The sequence below is a fragment of the Mycolicibacter senuensis genome, assembly GCF_002101885.1.
Classification (GTDB): Bacteria; Actinomycetota; Actinomycetes; order Mycobacteriales; family Mycobacteriaceae; genus Mycobacterium; species Mycobacterium senuense.
In genome coordinates this window covers 59,276-75,579 of sequence record NZ_LQPS01000028.1, presented here as the reverse complement: position 1 = coordinate 75,579, position 16,304 = coordinate 59,276, and the positions used below count along the sequence as shown (strand labels likewise).

Annotated in this window: 11 protein-coding genes; 2 read left to right on the top strand and 9 right to left on the bottom strand. The window is 70.7% G+C overall.

The window, feature by feature from the left end; translation table 11 throughout:
* Positions 1 to 189: 189 nt before the first annotated feature.
* Together AWC24_RS23295 and gjpA (AWC24_RS06505) are read right to left on the bottom strand one after the other, a co-directional pair.
* Positions 190 to 2,937, bottom strand: a complete 2,748-nt coding sequence (locus AWC24_RS23295) for a PGRS repeat-containing protein (RefSeq protein WP_013830186.1) — start codon at positions 2,935 to 2,937, stop codon at positions 190 to 192.
* 78 nt (positions 2,938 to 3,015) lie between these two features.
* A complete protein-coding gene (gjpA, locus tag AWC24_RS06505) occupies positions 3,016 to 4,200 on the bottom strand; it encodes an outer membrane porin GjpA (protein WP_041318615.1) in 1,185 nt (394 codons plus the stop codon).
* Positions 4,201 to 4,479: 279 nt separating this feature from the next.
* Here gjpA (AWC24_RS06505) and AWC24_RS06500 point away from each other — a divergent pair, with 279 nt between their 5' ends.
* The gene (locus tag AWC24_RS06500; protein ID WP_085083174.1) at positions 4,480 to 5,523 is read left to right on the top strand and encodes an LLM class F420-dependent oxidoreductase; all 1,044 of its coding nucleotides are present in this window, start codon (positions 4,480 to 4,482) and stop codon (positions 5,521 to 5,523) included.
* A gap of 80 nt (positions 5,524 to 5,603) precedes the next feature.
* Here AWC24_RS06500 and AWC24_RS22410 read toward each other — a convergent pair whose 3' ends face one another.
* Together AWC24_RS22410 and gjpA (AWC24_RS06490) are read right to left on the bottom strand one after the other, a co-directional pair.
* Positions 5,604 to 8,960 carry a PGRS repeat-containing protein gene (locus AWC24_RS22410; RefSeq protein ID WP_085083172.1) on the bottom strand — a complete coding sequence of 1,119 codons (3,357 nt, stop codon included), beginning with the start codon at positions 8,958 to 8,960 and terminating at the stop codon, positions 5,604 to 5,606.
* Between the two features lie 86 nt (positions 8,961 to 9,046).
* Positions 9,047 to 10,252 (bottom strand): outer membrane porin GjpA, encoded by a 1,206-nt coding sequence (gjpA, locus tag AWC24_RS06490; protein ID WP_234807277.1) that lies wholly within the window; start codon positions 10,250 to 10,252, stop codon positions 9,047 to 9,049.
* 386 nt (positions 10,253 to 10,638) lie between these two features.
* On the opposite strand from gjpA (AWC24_RS06490), the gene AWC24_RS06485 reads away from it, so the two are divergent.
* Positions 10,639 to 12,462, top strand: coding sequence for a fatty acyl-AMP ligase (locus AWC24_RS06485; protein WP_085083168.1), 1,824 nt, complete (start codon positions 10,639 to 10,641; stop codon positions 12,460 to 12,462).
* Positions 12,463 to 12,478: 16 nt separating this feature from the next.
* On the opposite strand, the gene AWC24_RS06480 is transcribed toward AWC24_RS06485, so the two are convergent.
* From AWC24_RS06480 to glmM, 5 genes are all read right to left on the bottom strand, one after another.
* Entirely contained in the window at positions 12,479 to 12,910 is a 432-nt protein-coding gene (locus AWC24_RS06480; protein ID WP_085083166.1) for a type II toxin-antitoxin system VapC family toxin, read from the bottom strand.
* 6 nt (positions 12,911 to 12,916) lie between these two features.
* Positions 12,917 to 13,144, bottom strand: a complete 228-nt coding sequence (locus AWC24_RS06475) for a CopG family transcriptional regulator (RefSeq protein ID WP_085083289.1) — start codon at positions 13,142 to 13,144, stop codon at positions 12,917 to 12,919.
* 66 nt (positions 13,145 to 13,210) lie between these two features.
* Positions 13,211 to 14,539, bottom strand: coding sequence for a hypothetical protein (locus tag AWC24_RS06470; protein WP_085083165.1), 1,329 nt, complete (start codon positions 14,537 to 14,539; stop codon positions 13,211 to 13,213).
* A 1-nt stretch (position 14,540) separates the two neighbouring features.
* Positions 14,541 to 14,843, bottom strand: a complete 303-nt coding sequence (locus tag AWC24_RS06465; RefSeq protein WP_085083163.1) for a type VII secretion target — start codon at positions 14,841 to 14,843, stop codon at positions 14,541 to 14,543.
* A 48-nt stretch (positions 14,844 to 14,891) separates the two neighbouring features.
* Positions 14,892 to 16,223, bottom strand: coding sequence for a phosphoglucosamine mutase (gene glmM / locus AWC24_RS06460; protein ID WP_085083161.1), 1,332 nt, complete (start codon positions 16,221 to 16,223; stop codon positions 14,892 to 14,894).
* Positions 16,224 to 16,304: the final 81 nt, after the last annotated feature.

The window sequence follows — 16,304 nt, the reverse complement described above, 5'->3', positions numbered from 1 at the left end:
GAACAGCCGCGCTGCACGCAGACGGCCGCGAGGCCCGCCGACTGTCCTCGGCGGCGTGGCCCGATCCGCCGCCGAAAGCGGTGTGTCGGGCCCGGGAAGCGCCCGCTCGCGCGAGAAGGGGGCCGCTGAAACGACCGCGGTCGCCGAGTCCCAGTGGACCCGGCGACCGCGGTCGCTCTCAACTGTCGGCTAGGCGCCGGGCGTACCGTTCGCGCCGTCGGCGCCAGCGTTGCCGGCCGTGCCGTCGGTGCCGGGTGTGCCGTCACCGGTCGCAGCCCCGCCCGGGCCTGCTGCACCGGCCGAGCCGCCGGTGCCACCCGAGCCCGCCGCGCCACCGGTGCCGTTACCGGCGCCGCCGGCGCCGTGGGCGCCACCGTTACCGCCGGTCCCGCCGATCGCCCCGTTGCCGCCGTCACCACCGTCGTAGCCGTCGCCGGTGTCGGGGTTGGTGCCACCGGGCCCGCCGGGTCCACCGGCGCCACCGGATCCGCCGGCACCACCGGCACCGCCGTTACCACCGGTCCCGCTGGTGGAGCCGCCGCCGACGCCACCGTTGCCGCCGAGGCCGCCGGCGTTACCGTTGCCGCCGTCGCCGCCGTCACCGTTGGCGCCGCCGGGGAGCAGTGGGATGCCGCTGAGTCCGTCGGCACCCGGGCCACCGTTACCACCGCGACCGCCGGTTCCGCCGGTACCACCGTCACCGGCCGCTGCGGTGCCGCCGGCACCGCCGTTGCCACCGGTACCCGCGGTGACACCGTTACCGCCGGCACCACCGGCTCCGCCGGTCCCGCCGTCGACCGAACCGGCTCCGGAACCGCCGATACCGCCGTCGCCGCCGTCGCCGCCGGCCGCACTGCTGGAGGACGAACCACCGCTACCGCCCGCACCGCCGTTACCGGCATGGCTGGCAGCCCCAAAGCCGGCGGGCGTTGTTGCGCCGGCGGGGATTTCGACGCCGCCGCTGTTACCGCCGGCGCCACCGTTGCCGCCCACACCGCCGTCGGCATTGGTGGACAGGCCTTGGTAGCCGGAGCCACCCTGACCGCCGGAGCCGCCGTTGCCACCGATCGCAGTGCCGTTGCCGCCGGCGCCACCGTCGGCGGCCACACCGGTGGTCCCGCCACTGCTGTCGCCACCGCGACCGCCGGCGCCGCCGTTACCGCCCTGGCTGACAACGTTCGTTCCGGTCGCGCCGTCGGCGCCGTTCGCCGCAGCCCCACCGTTACCGCCGACAGCGGGCCCACCGGCGCTGCCGCCGGCACCACCGGAGCCGCCGTTACCGCCGATGCTCCAGGTGGTGGTGCCGTCACTCCAGCCGAGGCCCTCGCCCGCCGCGCCGCCGTCGCCACCGTCGCCGCCGTTACCGCCACTGCTGAAGCCGCCGCCGCCGCCGTTACCGCCGTTGCCGCCCCGCAGGGTGCCGTCGCCGGCAGCCCCGCCGTTACCGCCATTGCCACTGGTGCCAGTGATGGCGGTGCCGTTGTAGCTGCCGCCCTGGCCGCCCTGGCCGCCGTTACCGCCTCTCGTCGAGACGGTGTTGTCGTCGGTAGCGCCGTTGCCGCCTTGTCCACCGTTGCCGCCATTGCCTGCGGTGCCGACGTCGCTGTTACCGCCGGCACCGCCGGCACCGCCGCTACCGCCGGTACCGGTCGCGCCGAGACCGCCGGTACCGCCGTCACCGCCATTGCCGCTGACGTTGGTGCCGAGCGCTGTACCGCCGCGGCCGCCGAGGCCGCCCTGTCCGCCGTTGTTGCCGTCGCCGGCATCACCGCCGTTTCCACCGTTGCCGGCGTGCTCACCGCCGCCAGCGTCGCCGCCACGGCCGCCCGCGCCGCCATTACCGAGGTAGTTGCCGCTGCCGTCCGTGGCGGCGTCACTGCCCTCGCCGCCATTACCGCCGTCAGCGCCGTCACCGGCTTGTCCTGCGCTGCCGTAGAACGAGCCGGCGTAGTAGTTGGAACCCCGGGCTCCGCCGGCGCCACCGCTACCGCCGGTGCCGCCGGCGCCACCGGTCAGACCGTTCGTACCGTTGTCGCCGACCGCATTACCACCGTCGCCGGCCGTGCCGCCAGCACCACCCTTGCCGCCGTCGCCGAACAGGTAGCCGCTGCGGCCGCCCGCGCCACCGTTGCCACCGGCACCGCCGCTGAGCGCACCGCCGACGCCGCCGTTGGCGCCATCCATACCGGCACCACCGGCGCCACCGGCACCGCCGTTGCCGAAGAACCAGGCCGCGGCCGCGCCGCCGTCACCGCCGGCACCACCGACACCGCCGTCGACGAGTGCGGCGCCACCGGCACCGCCGTTGCCACCGTTGCCCATCCACCAGCCGCCGGCTCCGCCATCACCGCCGGCCGCTCCGGCGCCACCGGCGCCACCATCACCGCCGTTGCCGAGCCAGCCGAGCGCCGCGCCACCGTCGCCGCCGCCCACACCGGCCTGGTCGCTGCTCCAGCCGTCACCGCCGTCGCCGAGCCACAGCCCGCCGTCGCCGCCGTCCGGCGAATCCTCGGTGCCGTCGACACCGTTGCCGATCAAGTACATGCCCGACCAGTCGTTGATCATCCCGTTGATCGACTCACCGAGCGGGTTGGTGATCCAGAGCTGGGTCAAGGTGTGTATCGGCCCGTAGAACCACTGGTCCATGATCCCAGTCCAGGAGAACGGGTCACCGGCTGCGCTGCCCGGGTCGCCGAACAGCGCGTCGAGGTCCCACGTCGTGCCGGCATCACCGGCGTCGGTTGTGGACCACGAGCTGAACAGATCGCCGAAGATATCGCCGAGGTCGAAATCGACGTCGGCATTCGCGGCGGGTGCTGCGGCTAACGGGGCCATCCCGAAAGCCAGGAACGCGCCCACCGCACTGGTGGCGCCGACCACCCGGCTGCGGTTCCGCGCTCGGGTGTTACCGGACTGACTGCTGTCACGACGACTCATTTGCGAACACCTCTCCTATGAAGCGGTTCTGAAAAGCTGTGTTGTAGTTGATTGAGGCAATGTCGGTATGGCTGCGGATCAGATGTCGATGCCGAGCAGCGCGTTGACGATGTCGTCGAGGTCTAGGCCGGCCAGCGCGTCCATAGCCGCGCTCGAGCCGGGATCCACATCCGGGGCCACGCCGCCGTCGTCGAACCAGCTGTCCGGGATGACAGGGAAGCCGATCCCCGGCCACGGTGGGCTGACCTCGACGGGACCCTTGCCGGTCCAGCCGGAGCCGAGCAGCGCCCCGACGGTCTGTCCCCAGGCCTCCCAGGCTGCGATCGGGCCGACGGCGTGGCTGTCGATGGCGATGGGCACTCCGGGCAGGATGCCGGTCTCCAGTGAGATTCCCAGGGCATTGAAGATCGAGCCACCCACGGCAGGGACCTGGACCAGGTCGCCTGCTTGATCGGTCACCTCGTAGGGGCCCACGCCCACCGTGCCGGTGCTGAGCATGCCGCCCAACGCGAAGTCCAGGTGGGTGATGTTGGTGCCCTCCGGCAGCAGGCCCATGTCGTTGATCATCGGGATCAAGGCGTCCAGGTTGAGCTTGGCACCGTTCAGGTAGCCGTCCATCCAGCTCGCCATGATCTGGGTGAAACCTTCACCCTCTTGGATACTGTTCATCATCGCTACCCAGGGGCTCAGCCACGGGCCTATCGACCCGATGATGAGGCCGCTCAGCGGTGAAGCCAGGAAGTCGACGATCGGCGTGACGAACTCGGCTTGATCGGCTGGCAGGAACTGTGGAAGCAGCTGGAAGAGCAGGTCGTGGCCGAACTCCAAAGTGCCCAGGTCCGTCCCGCTCAGGGTGTGGGAGTTCACGATCGCGATGGTGTCTTCCGAAGCGTTCTGCAGGGTGTAACCCGTCATCACCGCATCCAGGTTCGACTGGATCTGCTGCATCACGGTCGGGATCGACGACGGGTCATCGAGTACCGACTGCCAGTACTCCGACTGGTTGGCCATGACCTGCTGGAACGCCACGCCCGGTGCCAGGTAGTAGTTCTGCAGAAGTGTGGTGGCGTTCTGCGAGGCCGCGTTGAACACTTCCGTCCACGGCGCCACCAAGTCGGGGAGGCCGCCCGCGGTGAGCGCGATGTCTCTGGCGGTGGGAACGTTCGCCAGCGGGGCCGCTACCGGGGTGGCCGCGATCAAGCCGGAGCCGACGATCGCGATGCCCGCGGTGATGTAGGGGCGAAGGGATTGCTGCACAACCATCTCCTTTTGTGAGGTGCCGCCCTCGGCGAGCGTCTCAAGGGGCTGCGACGCTGCCGTGTTGCTCCTGAATTCACACTTATTACTGATGTGAAATGGAACACTAGCCGTGAGAAACCTAAGACACAAGCATCTTCGTCAAATATTTCTTGAGCATTTTCAGTGGTCATTGGGGTTTGCGCCTGGTGTAGGCCAGCTTAGATATGCCTTTCCTGAGAATTGAGTGGACAGTTGTGCACTTTTTGGACGCATCTGGGCACATCGAACTGGTATTAGTCGGAGATGCGAATCGGTGTCCAGCTCTCCTATGCAGGCGGATTCAAAGAGGCGGCCGAGCAGGTCGTGGAACTCGAGCGGGTCGGGATCGACGTGGTGGCAGTGGCCGAGGCCTACTCGTTCGACGCGGTCAGTCAGCTCGGCTACCTGGCGGCCAAGACCTCACGTGTGGAGCTCGTCTCCGGCGTCGTGCCGATCTATACCCGCACCCCCGCCCTGCTGGCCATGACGGCCGCCGGCCTGGACTTCGTCTCCGATGGCCGGTTTCGGCTCGGTATCGGCACCTCCGGACCACAGGTGGTGGAGGGGTTCCACGGGGTGCCCTTCGACGCCCCGCTGGGGCGCACCCGAGAAGTGGTGGAGATCTGCCGGGCGGTGTGGCGGCGCGAACGGGTGCGCTACGACGGCAAGCACTATCAGCTGCCGTTGCCGGCTGACCGCGGCACCGGGTTGGGCAAGCCCTTGCGGTTGATCAACCACCCGGTACGGGAGGCGATTCCGATCTCCATTGCGTCATTGGGCCCCAAGAACGTCGAGCTGACCGCTGAGATCGCCGACGGCTGGCAGCCGGTGTTCTTTTATCCGGAGCGTGCCGCCGAGGTGTGGGGCGACGCCTTGAAGGCCGGTGCGGCCAAAAGGGACCCCGCCCTGGGTCCGCTCGATGTCATGGCGGGCGCGTCGCTGGCCATCGGTGACGACGTCGAGGACCGGCTGGCGTGGGCGAAACCTCAGTTGGCCCTGTACATCGGCGGCATGGGGGCCAGAACCCGCAACTTCTACCACAACCTGGCCACCCGCTACGGCTTCGGCGAGGTGGCCGATCGCATCCAAGAGCTGTACCTGTCCGGACGCAAGACCGAGGCGATCAACGCCGTCCCCGACGAGTTGGTGCGGCACACCTCGTTGATCGGGCCCCGCGGGCTGGTCGCCGAACGGATCGCCGCCTACGCCGAAGCGGGTGTGACGACGCTCCTGGCCGGACCACTGGCGAAGGACTCGAGTGAAGCGCTGCGCTTGGTGGCCGAATTGCGTGAGCTGACGCCGGCCTGACGCGCCGCCCAACTACAGTCCGCCGACATGACGAAAGTCGCCGGGTCTGCCAGGACCCGGCGACGTTCGTCATCAGCCGGTTAGCTACCGGGGTTGCCGTCGCTGCCGTTATTACCCGCGGTGCCGTCCGCCCCAGGGGTACCGCCGCCCTGGCCGGGGTTGCCCTGTCCGGCAGCGCCACCGGCACCGCCGCTGCCGAGCGCACCACCGCTGCCATCGGAGCCGTCGGTGCCGCTGGTGCTGGTGCCACCGGCACCACCGTCGCCACCGTTGCCGCCGGCCCCACCGTCGGCGCCGTCGCCCCCGTCGAAGCCATTGCCGGTGCTGTCGATCCCGCCGTCGCCGCCGTCACCACCGGCACCGCCACTGCCGCCCGCTCCACCGGTGCCGCCGACGCCGCCGGTGCCGCCAGCCGAGGTGCCGCCGGCCCCGCCCTTACCGCCGTCGCCGCCGGCTCCACCTGCACTGCCGTCGCCACCCGCCGCGTTAGCGGGGCTGGTGCCGTCGACCCCGGCACCGCCGGTGCCGCCGGCTCCACCGACGCCCCCGGCTCCACCGGTGCCGTCCGAACCATCCGCACCGTCTGGGCCGCCGCCGGTGCTCGCACCGCCGGTGCCTCCGCTGCCGGCCGCGCCTCCGACGCCTCCGTCGCCACCGTCGCCGGCCGCCTGGCCGACACCGCTCGCGTTGGTTCCGCCATCACCTCCGGCCCCGCCGGCCCCGCCGACGCCGCCGGCGCCGCCGGTGCCCCCGACGCCTCCGACGTAGCCCGTGCCGCCGTTGCCGGCGTTGCCGCCGACGCCGCCCTTACCACCGCCGGTGCCGTCACCGCCGGTGCCGGTCGCAGAGCTCGAGCCGTCGGTGCCGGCCGCCCCGGCACCGCCGGCGCCGCCGTTGCCGCCCTTGCCGCCGTTGCCCTGGTTTCCGTCGGTACCGGCCGAACCGTCGCTGCCGCTGCCGGTGGCCTCGCCGGCCTGCCCGGCCGTGCCCCCGGCACCGCCCGCGCCGCCATCGCCGCCGTTTCCACCGGCCTGCCCGAGACCAGTGGTCGGGTCGGTGCCGCCGGCTCCGCCGGTGCCGCCGATACCACCGTTACCTCCGTTGCCCCCGTTGCCGGCATTCCCGGCATTGCCGTTCTCGGCGGAGCCGCCGTTGCCGCCGTTGCCGCCGATTCCGCCGGTCGAGCCGTCACCGCCGTCGGCACCGGGCACACCCCTGGCAACACCGGAGACGCCATTGGCGCCGAAGCTCTGATCGCCGCTGCCGCCGTTACCGCCGTTACCGCCGTTACCGCCGTCGGCGATACCGTGCCCGGCTCCGCCGTTGCCGCCGTTGCCGGCGTTGCCCGGGGCGGCGTCGGCCGTGCCGTTGCCGCCATTACCGCCCCTGCCGCCGTCGCCGGCGTGGGTGTTGGTGAGGGTGCCGCTGGTGGCGCCGGCGCTGGCACCGCCATTGCCGCCGTTGCCGCCGTCACCGCCGGGTGTGCTACCGCCGCTGTTGGCGTTACCACCCGCACCGCCGTTACCGCCGATGTAGGTGCCGTTACCGCCGTTCCCGCCGTTCCCGCCGTCGCCGCCGGGCGCAGCGCCCGCGCCATGGCCGCCTTGACCACCGGCGCCGCCGTTACCGCCGATACTGATGCCGTCGTCGGCGCCGTTACCGCCAGCGCCGCCGTTGCCGCCGATGGGGACCGTCCCGGAGCCACCGGTGAGCGAGGCAGCCGGGCCACCGCTGGCACCGCCATTGCCGCCATTGCCGCCCTGGCTGTAGACGGTTCCGGGCGCCACCCCGGTGCTGCCGGTGGCATCGACCCATCCGGTGGCGTCGCCACCGGCACCGCCGTCGCCGCCGTCACCACCACCGAAGGCTCCCGCGGAGCCGATGCCGCCGGTTCCGCCGTTGCCGCCCTTGAAGGTGCCGGTGCCACCATCGCCGCCGGTACCGGCTTCGCCACCGATTCCGCTCGCGGCGTTGCCAGCCCGGCCACCGGTGCCGCCATTACCGCCGGTGGTCTGGATGGTGTCGTCGCCCGTGGCCCCGTTGCCGCCGTGCCCGCCGGCCCCACCGTTGCCGGCGGTTCCGGTGTCGCTCGCTCCACCCTGACCGCCGGTACCGCCGTTGCCTGCCACGCCGGCAACCGTCGCACTGCCCGCGGCGTCGCCGCCGGAGCCGCCCGCGCCACCGTTCCCGCCGGTCTGTACCCCGGTACCGCCAAGCGCGCCGTTGCCGCCCAGACCGCCGTTGATACCGGCCCCACCGTTTCCGCCGGCGCCGCCATCACCACCATCGACCCCGGACCCGCCGGCACCGCCGACGCCACCCCTGCCGCCATTGCCGAGGAAGCCGCTGGCGTCCTGGTATGCGTCGCCACCGGTGCCGCCGGCACCGCCGTTGCCGCCGTCGGCGTCCTGACCGGCGGCGCCGAGGGAGCCGTCGAACTTGATACCGCCCACGCCGCCGCTGCCGCCCGCACCGGCGCTACCACCATTGCCGCCGTTCGGGTTGGCGGCGGTGCCGGTGGCGCCCTCGCCGCCGTTGCCGCCCACACCGGCCTGGCCGCCTGCGCCGCCGTTACCCCAGGCGTAACCGCTGCGGCCACCGGTTCCACCGTCGCCGCCGGAACCGCCCGCGCCGCCGTTGCCGGTGCCGCCGTTGCCGAAGGTGCCCGCGACGCCGTTGCCGCCGGCCCCGCCGGCCCCGCCGGCGCCGCCGTTGCCGAAGAACCAGGCGACCGACGCCCCACCGTCGCCGCCGTCGCCGCCGCTGAGCCCGGACGTCAGGGCCGCACCACCGGCGCCACCCGCGCCGCCGTGGCCCATCCACCAGGAGCCGGCGCCACCGGCGCCACCGTCTGCACCGGCACCGCCGTCACCGCCGGCCCCGCCGTTGCCGAGGATGCCGAGCGCGTCGCCGCCATCTCCACCGTCGACACCGGCCGCATCGCTGTCCCAGCCAGCTCCGCCGTCGCCGAACAGCAAGCCACCGTCCCCGCCGTCGGGGTTCAGGGCGGTTCCGTCGACACCGTTGCCGATCAGGTAGAGACCGAACATCCCGTTGATCGAGTTGTTCACCATCTCGCCGAAGTCGCTGGTGATCCAGGCCTGGACACCGGCGTGCAGTGGCTGGTAGAACCACTGGTCCATGATCGCCGTCCACGAGAACGGGTCGTCGGCTGCGCTGCCCGGACCTGCGGCGCCGAACAGTGCGTCGAGGTCCCACGTTGCCGCGGCGTCACCGGGATCGGCGACCGACCATGAGGACACCAGATCACCGAGCAGATCACCGAGGAAATCGACATCGGCGTGGGCGGCCGGTGCCGCGGCCAACGGGGCCATCCCGAAAGCCAGGAACGCGCCCACCGAACTCGTGGCGCCTGCCACCCGCTTGCGGTAGCGCGATCCGGTGTTACCAGCCTGGCTGCTGTGACGACGACTCATTTGCGAACACCTCTCCTGTGAAGCGGCTCTGTCGAGCTGTGGTGAAAGTTGTCTGGGCGATTACCGGTAAAGCGGGCGCGCCGGCGTCAGCCTCCGGCTCCGATGAACAGGTCCAGCAGGTCTTGCAGCATGTCGGGCGAGGCGGCGTCCGACGCGCCGGCCACCGCAGCGGCTGCGCCACCGTCGTCGAAGAGGTCGTCGGGAATCTGCGGGAGCTGGAAACCAGTCAGCGGAGCCACCGCATCCTGGGGATTGCTCTTGCCGCTCCAGCCCGATCCGAGCACCGCTCCCATCGCCTGCATCCAGCCTTCCCAGGCTCCGATCGGGCCGACCGCGTGGGCGGGGACCACCGCGGGCAGCGACGCCCCCAGCACATTGGCGTCGAGGTCCAAACCAATGCTGTTGAAGATCGAGCCGCCGGGAGCGGCCAACTCAACACCGGTGCCCGGCACCAGGTTGGGCGCCGAGGCCACCACCCCGGGTGTGAACAACCCGCCCAGCGCCAGATCGATGTGGTAGATGTTGGTGCCTTCCGGCAGCAGGCCGGTCTGCTCGACGATCGGGATCAAGAAGTCCAGGTTGAGGGTGGCGCCGTTGAAGAAGGCGCCGGCCATGTTGGCCATGATCTCGTTGAGGCCGTCGCCGTCGGAGATGCTGTTCATCAGCGCGACCCACGGGCTCAACGACGGGCCCAGCGCGCCCATGATGAGACCGCTCAGCGGAGAGGCCAGGAAGTTCAGGATCGGCGTGACCGTCTCGGGGTCGAGGTCGGCCGGCAGCATCGCCGGCAGGAAGCCCATCAGCAGCTTGTGGCCCAGGGTGCTGATGGTCTCACCGGTCAGGTCGAGGTCCGCTTCACCGCTGAGGGTGTGGTCTGTGACCATTTCGGTGACCGGGTCACCGGGGGTCAGGAAGCCGAGGGCGCCCGCGTTGATGAGGGTGTATGCATCCGCGGCGGACTTGGCGTCCTCCTGCAGCTGGTTGGTCACGTCGGGGATGGTCGACGGGTCGTTGATCGCCTGGCTCCACAGATCGCCCTGGTTGGCGATCTGCTGCTGATAGCCGACGAACGGAGCCAAGGCGAAGTTGTTGATCAACAACTGGGCATTAGCGGCCGCGGTGTTGTACTGGTCGATCCACGGCTGGAGGAAATCATCAAACGCACCGGTGAGCGCCACGTCCCGGATGGTGGAGAGGCCGGGCATCGGTGGCACTGCGGGGGTGACCGAAATCAGCCCGGAACCCACCAGGGCAATCCCCGCGGTGACGTAGGGGCGAAGGGCTTGCTGCACAGCCGTCTCCTTTGTGTCGGTACTGCCCTCAGCAACCTTCATGACCAGCAGTCACCGGTCCCGTGATGTTGCTGATTTCTCACTGTTATGCCGTTGTGATGCAGAACACTACCTGTGAGTAGACTTAAACTCAAGCACTTTTTCCAAACTTGTCGCCCTATACACCCTGATCACAGCCACACAAACTGCGTTACTACCTGGGAATGTGCTGGATAAGCTAGCTTTTCGCACTGCGAAATGAGCGGCGCCGCCAGGGCCGCCTAGACCGACAAGCCTGTGGCGCGGCACGCGCCAGCAACCGGATCGGAGCCTGCTGCGCGCCGATTCCGAGGGCCGCGCCGGGGGCCGAATGTGGTCCAGCACACCCCACGGGCCAAGATGGGGCCATGGACTTCACGCCCACGGTGACGACACCCATCGCAGAAACCCTCGTCGAGCTGCTGCAACGCCAAGCCCAGCGATTCGGCGACAAGGTGGCGTTCAGCTTCTCCTACAACGGCGACGACGAGGGCCGCAGTGAGCTGAGCTTCCGCGAACTGGACCTACGCGCCCGGGCGATCGCGGCCAACCTGCAGCGCCAGGATGTCGTCGGCGAGCGGGTGCTGGTACTGGTGCGTCCCGGCCTGGACTTCATCGCCGGCTTCTTCGGCTGCCTCTACGCCGGCGCCATCGCGGTGCCGGTGCACCAGAAGCTGGCGCCGCGACTGCAGGTAGTGGTTCCGGACGCGCAGGCCCGGTTCGCCCTCACCGCCGGGGAGACCCAGCAGGCCACCCGGTCGGCGGTCGCCGGGTTGCCGGGCGAGCCCGAGCAGTGGTTCTTCACCGATGCCGGCGCCGACCCGGACGCCTGGGTGCCTCCCGCCATCGGCACCGACTCCCCGGCCGCCATCCAATACACCTCGGGTTCGACCCGCTCACCCAAGGGCGTGCTGCTCAGCCACGGCAACATCCTGCACAACGTCGACGCCATCCGGCAGGCGTGGAACGGCGACGAGAACGACAAGGGCGTCTTCTGGCTGCCACCGCACCACGACCTGGGGCTGATCGGCGGCATCCTGTCCATGGTCTACATCGGGGCCAGCACCGCGCTGATGTCGCCGACGGCATTCATCAAACGCCCGATGCGCTGGCTGGAATTGGTGTCGGCGCACCGCGGGGTGATCACTGCCGCGCCGAACTTCGCCTACGACCGGTGCGTGGAGACCAGCACGCCCGAAGAACGTGCCGCCCTTGACCTTTCCTGCATGACCGTTGCCATGAACGGCGCCGAGGCGGTGCGCGCCACCTCGCTGGCGGCCTTCGCCGACGCGTTCGCACCGGCCGGATTCCAGATTTCGTCGTGTTATCCGGTGTACGGGCTGGCCGAGGCCACCCTGCAGGTGTCGGCCGGATGCGCCACCGGGATGCCGGGGGTGCGCTACCTCGACCGTGTCGCGTTGGAGCACGACCGCATTGTCGACATCGCACCCGACGACCCCGCCGCCGCGACGTTCGTGGGCTGCGGGCAGCCGCGCCAAGCCGACGTCGCCATCGTCGATCCGGTGACTCATCAGCCCCGCGGGAACGACGAGGTCGGCGAGATCTGGGTCGCCGGCCCCAATGTCGCCCTGGGCTACTGGAACCGGCCCGAGGAGACCGCGGCGACGTTCGGAGCGCGGCTGGCCGAGCCGGGCGACCCGGCCCGCGGACCGTTCCTGCGCACCGGGGACTACGGGTTCCTCTGCGCCGGTGAGCTTTTCACCACCGGACGCTGCAAGGACCTGATCGTCGTCGACGGGCACCGCTACTACCCCAACGACATCGAGTTCACCGTGCAGCAGTGCGACGCGGTACTGGTGTCCGGCCGGGGAGCGGCGTTCGCCACCGACGCCCCGCCGGGAGGCATCGAACAGCTGGTCATCGTTCACGAAGTCGACAGCGGACAGATCGACGACACCGACCTCAACGCCGTCATCGACAAGATCCGGACCGCGGTCGCAACCCATCACGGAATCGCGGCTGATGCCGTGGTCCTGGTGCACCACGTGTCGATGCCCACCACCTCCAGCGGCAAGATCCAGCGCGGCCGGACCCGCCAGCTGTTCATCGACGGGGCGCTGGCGGTGGTCGCCGAGTGGCGCACCCCGGCCGAGGAGATGTCAATGGAGCAACTGGAGGCGGCGGCCAAGATCGTTTCGGCGCTGCAGACCTGGGGTTCGCGCCCGGGCTGAGGTGCGAGCGTCGGCTCTACTGCGAGGTCAGCGGGTTGAACCAGCGCAATCCCGGGAATCGCTGAAAATCCGAATCCGCCGTGGCGAGTTCAACCCCGTGCTCGATCGCCAAGGCGGCCAGTTGCGCATCTGGCACCAGGTTGCCGGCCACATCGGCCCGAGCGCAGATTCCGGCGTAGACCCGTGCGGTGGACTCCGTGGCGGGCGGGATCCACACCACGGGGACGGCCAGCCAGTCCGCGACGTAACCCCAGGCCTCGGACGGTGTCAGTGGATTCTCGGTGACCCTGGGGTGTGTGATGATCCGCAGGAATGCGCCAATCGTCTGCCACGGCAGGCCAATCCGGTTGTCACCGTTGAGTGTTTCCTCCAGCCACGCCGCGGCCGCCGGGTTGTGCTTGCTGTCTGCGTCGACGGCGTACAGCAGCAGATTCGCGTCTAGGAGCACCGCAGCTCACCGGTCGTCGTCAAGGAGATCCAGTACGTCGGCCACGTTGGAGACGTCGACCTTCAGGCCGACGTGCGCCGTGCGATGCCGGTACCGGGTTCCGGCCGCACTAGTCTGCACGGCCATGCCGCGACGGGCGAGCAGATTCAGTGCCTCGCTGACTCCCAAGCCTTGCCCGCGGAGCCGTTTCAGCTCGGCTGCCACATCGCTGTCGATCACCACGGTGGTCCTCACGACCCGATCATACGCTTGGCGCATCATGATGCGACCAATGAAGCATGCTGATGCGGTGTAGTCCGGTCACTGCCCGACCTGGGGCAACTGTTCAGCGGCGACCTCGCACGGCGTCTTCGGTGCGCCGTCGGCGGAGGGCTCGGGAGCCTGGCCGGAGTCATCGGCTCCGGTGGTTTCGGCCGCGGGCTCGGCTTGGGCGCGGGCCTGGGCTTCCGGGTCCGACGGCGCGGATTCCGATTCGGTCGGTTCAACAGAATCCTCGGCGGCGGCCTCCTCGACAGCGGCCTCGTCGCCGGGCTCGTCCGGGGGCTCACCTTTGGAGTCATCGGGATCGGGGTCATCGTGGTCATCAGGGTCGCGGACGTCGGTCACTGCGGGCTCCTCGAACGGGTCGCCGAACCCGTCGGAGGGCCCCGGGGCACCGAGCGCGTCGGCCAACCTCGGAATCAGTCCTCCCAACCCGCCGAGCCCGCCGAGCCCGCCGGTGGGCAGCCCGCCGGCCGGCATACCCAGCTCACCGGGCATCCCGAGGCCGCCCGGCAGTCCTGGATCGGCGAGCGTGTCATCCGGGACCGCGGCGGGCTCCGGGACCGCACTCGGTGTCAGCGCGGCATCGGCCGCCGGCGCGCCCTCCGCTGCGATGGGGGCCGCGGTCGCCGGAACGACCGGCGTAACACCCGTCGGCAGGTCGGGCTGCACGACCGGCCCGAGGTCACCGGGCACCGCAAAAACCGTTCCCGGCGACGGGTCGGCCGACGCGAGCGCCACCCGGTAGGCGCCGGCCACCCCGTCTCGCGCCGACAGCACGGCCGTCGCCCACTCGCCCCGAACGTCGTTGTCCACGTACGGGATCACCTGTTTCTCGATCACCTCGGCGGCATGCTCGTCGCCGGAGCCGGAGTTCACCGCGTGTGCTGCTGCCAGCCACGCCGGCCGTTGCGCGCCGGCCCGGTCGTCGACGGCGATCACCGCCGCCACCTTGGTGTCGACCAGTTGCCACAACTCGTCGCGCAGCACCTCGCAGCCGGTCGCGGCCGCACGCAACCGCGCCGTCAACTGCGCCCCGGCCTCCCCGTGCCGGCGCAGAAACTCGGTGGCCGCTTCGGCGCCCGGGCCCCGCCACGCCGCTGCCAGGCCATCGAGTTGCCCGCGCTGCACACGTGCGGCGTCCTCGGCCGCGGTGGCCAACGCCGCCAGCGCGGCGCAGTCGGCGTCCAGGCGCCGCAGATCCAGCCCGGCTTCACTGTCGTAGCGGTCGGCGAGCTGCCCGACATAGCCGGTGAGGTCCGGATGGCCATAACCGCGACGATGGCATGCCGACACGTAGGCCTGGGTGTGCGCCACGGCTTCTCGGCCCTCGGCCAGGCGCGCGGACACGTCGTATCGGGATGCCACCTCAACCGATCCGATCCGCCGCGAACGACTCGGCAAGTCCGTAGCGAGCCAGCCCGGCTCGCAATGTCGCGGCGATCTCGAAGCCGGCCCGCGACCAGCGCGTCAGCTCCGGCGCCCAGGCGTCCAGCGCCCGCCGCAGCGCCTCCCCCGCCGCGACATGATCACGTCCAGCGGCACTACCGTCGAATACCAGCCCGCCCAAGCGGATTCGCACGGCAACGTCGATCGCCGCCGCCGTGTCGTCGAAGCAGTCGGCCACCGAGCGCAGCGCGGCGGCGTCGAGAAACACTTGTTGTCGTCCCATATGGGATATGACGGCGGCTGAGCTCGCGCGGTTCCCTCAGCGCGGGATTCAGTGCCCGGCGCGTACCGTGTCGGCGACGCCGACCGCGATCTGGTGCGCGGTGTCCTCATCGGCGGCTTCCACCATCACCCGAACGAGCTGCTCGGTCCCGGAGGGCCGCAACAGAATCCGGCCGGTGTCGCCGAGCTCTTCGGTGGCCCGCTGCACCGCGGTGCGCACCGCCAGGCGACTCACCGCGTCGGCCTTGTCGGCGACCTCGACGTTGATCAGCACCTGCGGCAGCGTGCGCATCGCCGAGGCCAGCCCGGCGAGCGGCGTGCCGGTCTGGGCCATCCGCGCCATCAGGCGCAGGCCGGTGATGATGCCGTCACCTGTGGTGGCCAGCTGGGGAAGCACGATGTGGCCGGATTGCTCACCGCCGAGGGTGAAGCCCCCGGCCCGTAGTTGCTCGAGCACATAGCGGTCGCCGACGTCGGTGGTCTGCACGTCGATGCCGACCTCGCGCATCGCCAGATGCAGCCCGAGGTTGCTCATCACCGTGGCCACCAGGGTGTCGCCGGCCAGTTCGCCGGCATCCCGCATGGCCATCGCCAGCACGACCATGATGGCGTCACCGTCGACCACGTCGCCGGCTGCGTCGACGGCCAGGCACCGGTCGGCGTCGCCGTCATGTGCCAGGCCCAGGTCCGCGCCGTGGGCGAGCACCGCGGCCCGCAGCGGTTCCAGGTGCGTCGAACCGCAGCCCTCGTTGATGTTGAGCCCGTCGGGATCGGCGTTGATGGCGATCACGGTGGCACCGGCTGCCCGGTAGGCGCGCGGTCCCGCCTCCGACGCCGCGCCGTGGGCGCAGTCCACCACGACCGTCAGGCCGTCCAGCCGGGTCCGGTTGGATTCGCCGAGGTGCCGCAGGTAGCAGTCCAGGGCGTCCTTGGCGTCCACCACCCGGCCCAGCCCGGCGCCGACCGGTCGCAACCCCGGTCCGGCGGCGACCAGGTCCTCGATCTGGTCCTCGGTGGCGTCGTCGAGTTTGTGGCCGCCCGGGCCGAAGAACTTGATGCCGTTGTCGGGCATGGGGTTGTGCGACGCCGAGATCATCACCCCGAAATCGGCATCATAAGCACTGGTCAGATAGGCCACCGCCGGTGTCGGCAGCACTCCGGCCCGCAGCGCGTCGACGCCCTGGCTGGTCAGCCCGGCGATGACCGCGGCCTCCAGCATCTCGCCGCTGGCCCGCGGGTCACGGCCGACGACGGCCACTCGGCGCTCGGCGCCGGTGGACAGCCGCTGTGCGGCCGCGCCGCCCAGTGCAACGGCCAGTTCCGCGGTCAGTTCGCGGTTGGCGACGCCGCGGACGCCGTCGGTGCCGAAAAGACGACCCATAACTATCCTTTATCGCCGCGAGCGTGCGTGTTCCCGGTCCGACACGCCGGTGTGGGACCGGAAACCCGCACTCTCGAAAGC

Bases quoted from the DNA above. Each gene is read 5' to 3' on its own strand.
- AWC24_RS06465 (WP_085083163.1), bottom strand. From the start codon at position 14,843: ATGGGACGACAACAAGTGTTTCTCGACGCCGCCGCGCTGCGCTCGGTG.
- AWC24_RS22410 (WP_085083172.1), bottom strand. From the start codon at position 8,960: ATGAGTCGTCGTCACAGCAGCCAGGCTGGTAACACCGGATCGCGCTAC.
- AWC24_RS06485 (WP_085083168.1), top strand. From the start codon at position 10,639: ATGGACTTCACGCCCACGGTGACGACACCCATCGCAGAAACCCTCGTC.
- gjpA (WP_041318615.1), bottom strand. From the start codon at position 4,200: ATGGTTGTGCAGCAATCCCTTCGCCCCTACATCACCGCGGGCATCGCG.
- AWC24_RS23295 (WP_013830186.1), bottom strand. From the start codon at position 2,937: ATGAGTCGTCGTGACAGCAGTCAGTCCGGTAACACCCGAGCGCGGAAC.
- AWC24_RS06500 (WP_085083174.1), top strand. From the start codon at position 4,480: ATGCGAATCGGTGTCCAGCTCTCCTATGCAGGCGGATTCAAAGAGGCG.
- glmM (WP_085083161.1), bottom strand. From the start codon at position 16,223: ATGGGTCGTCTTTTCGGCACCGACGGCGTCCGCGGCGTCGCCAACCGC.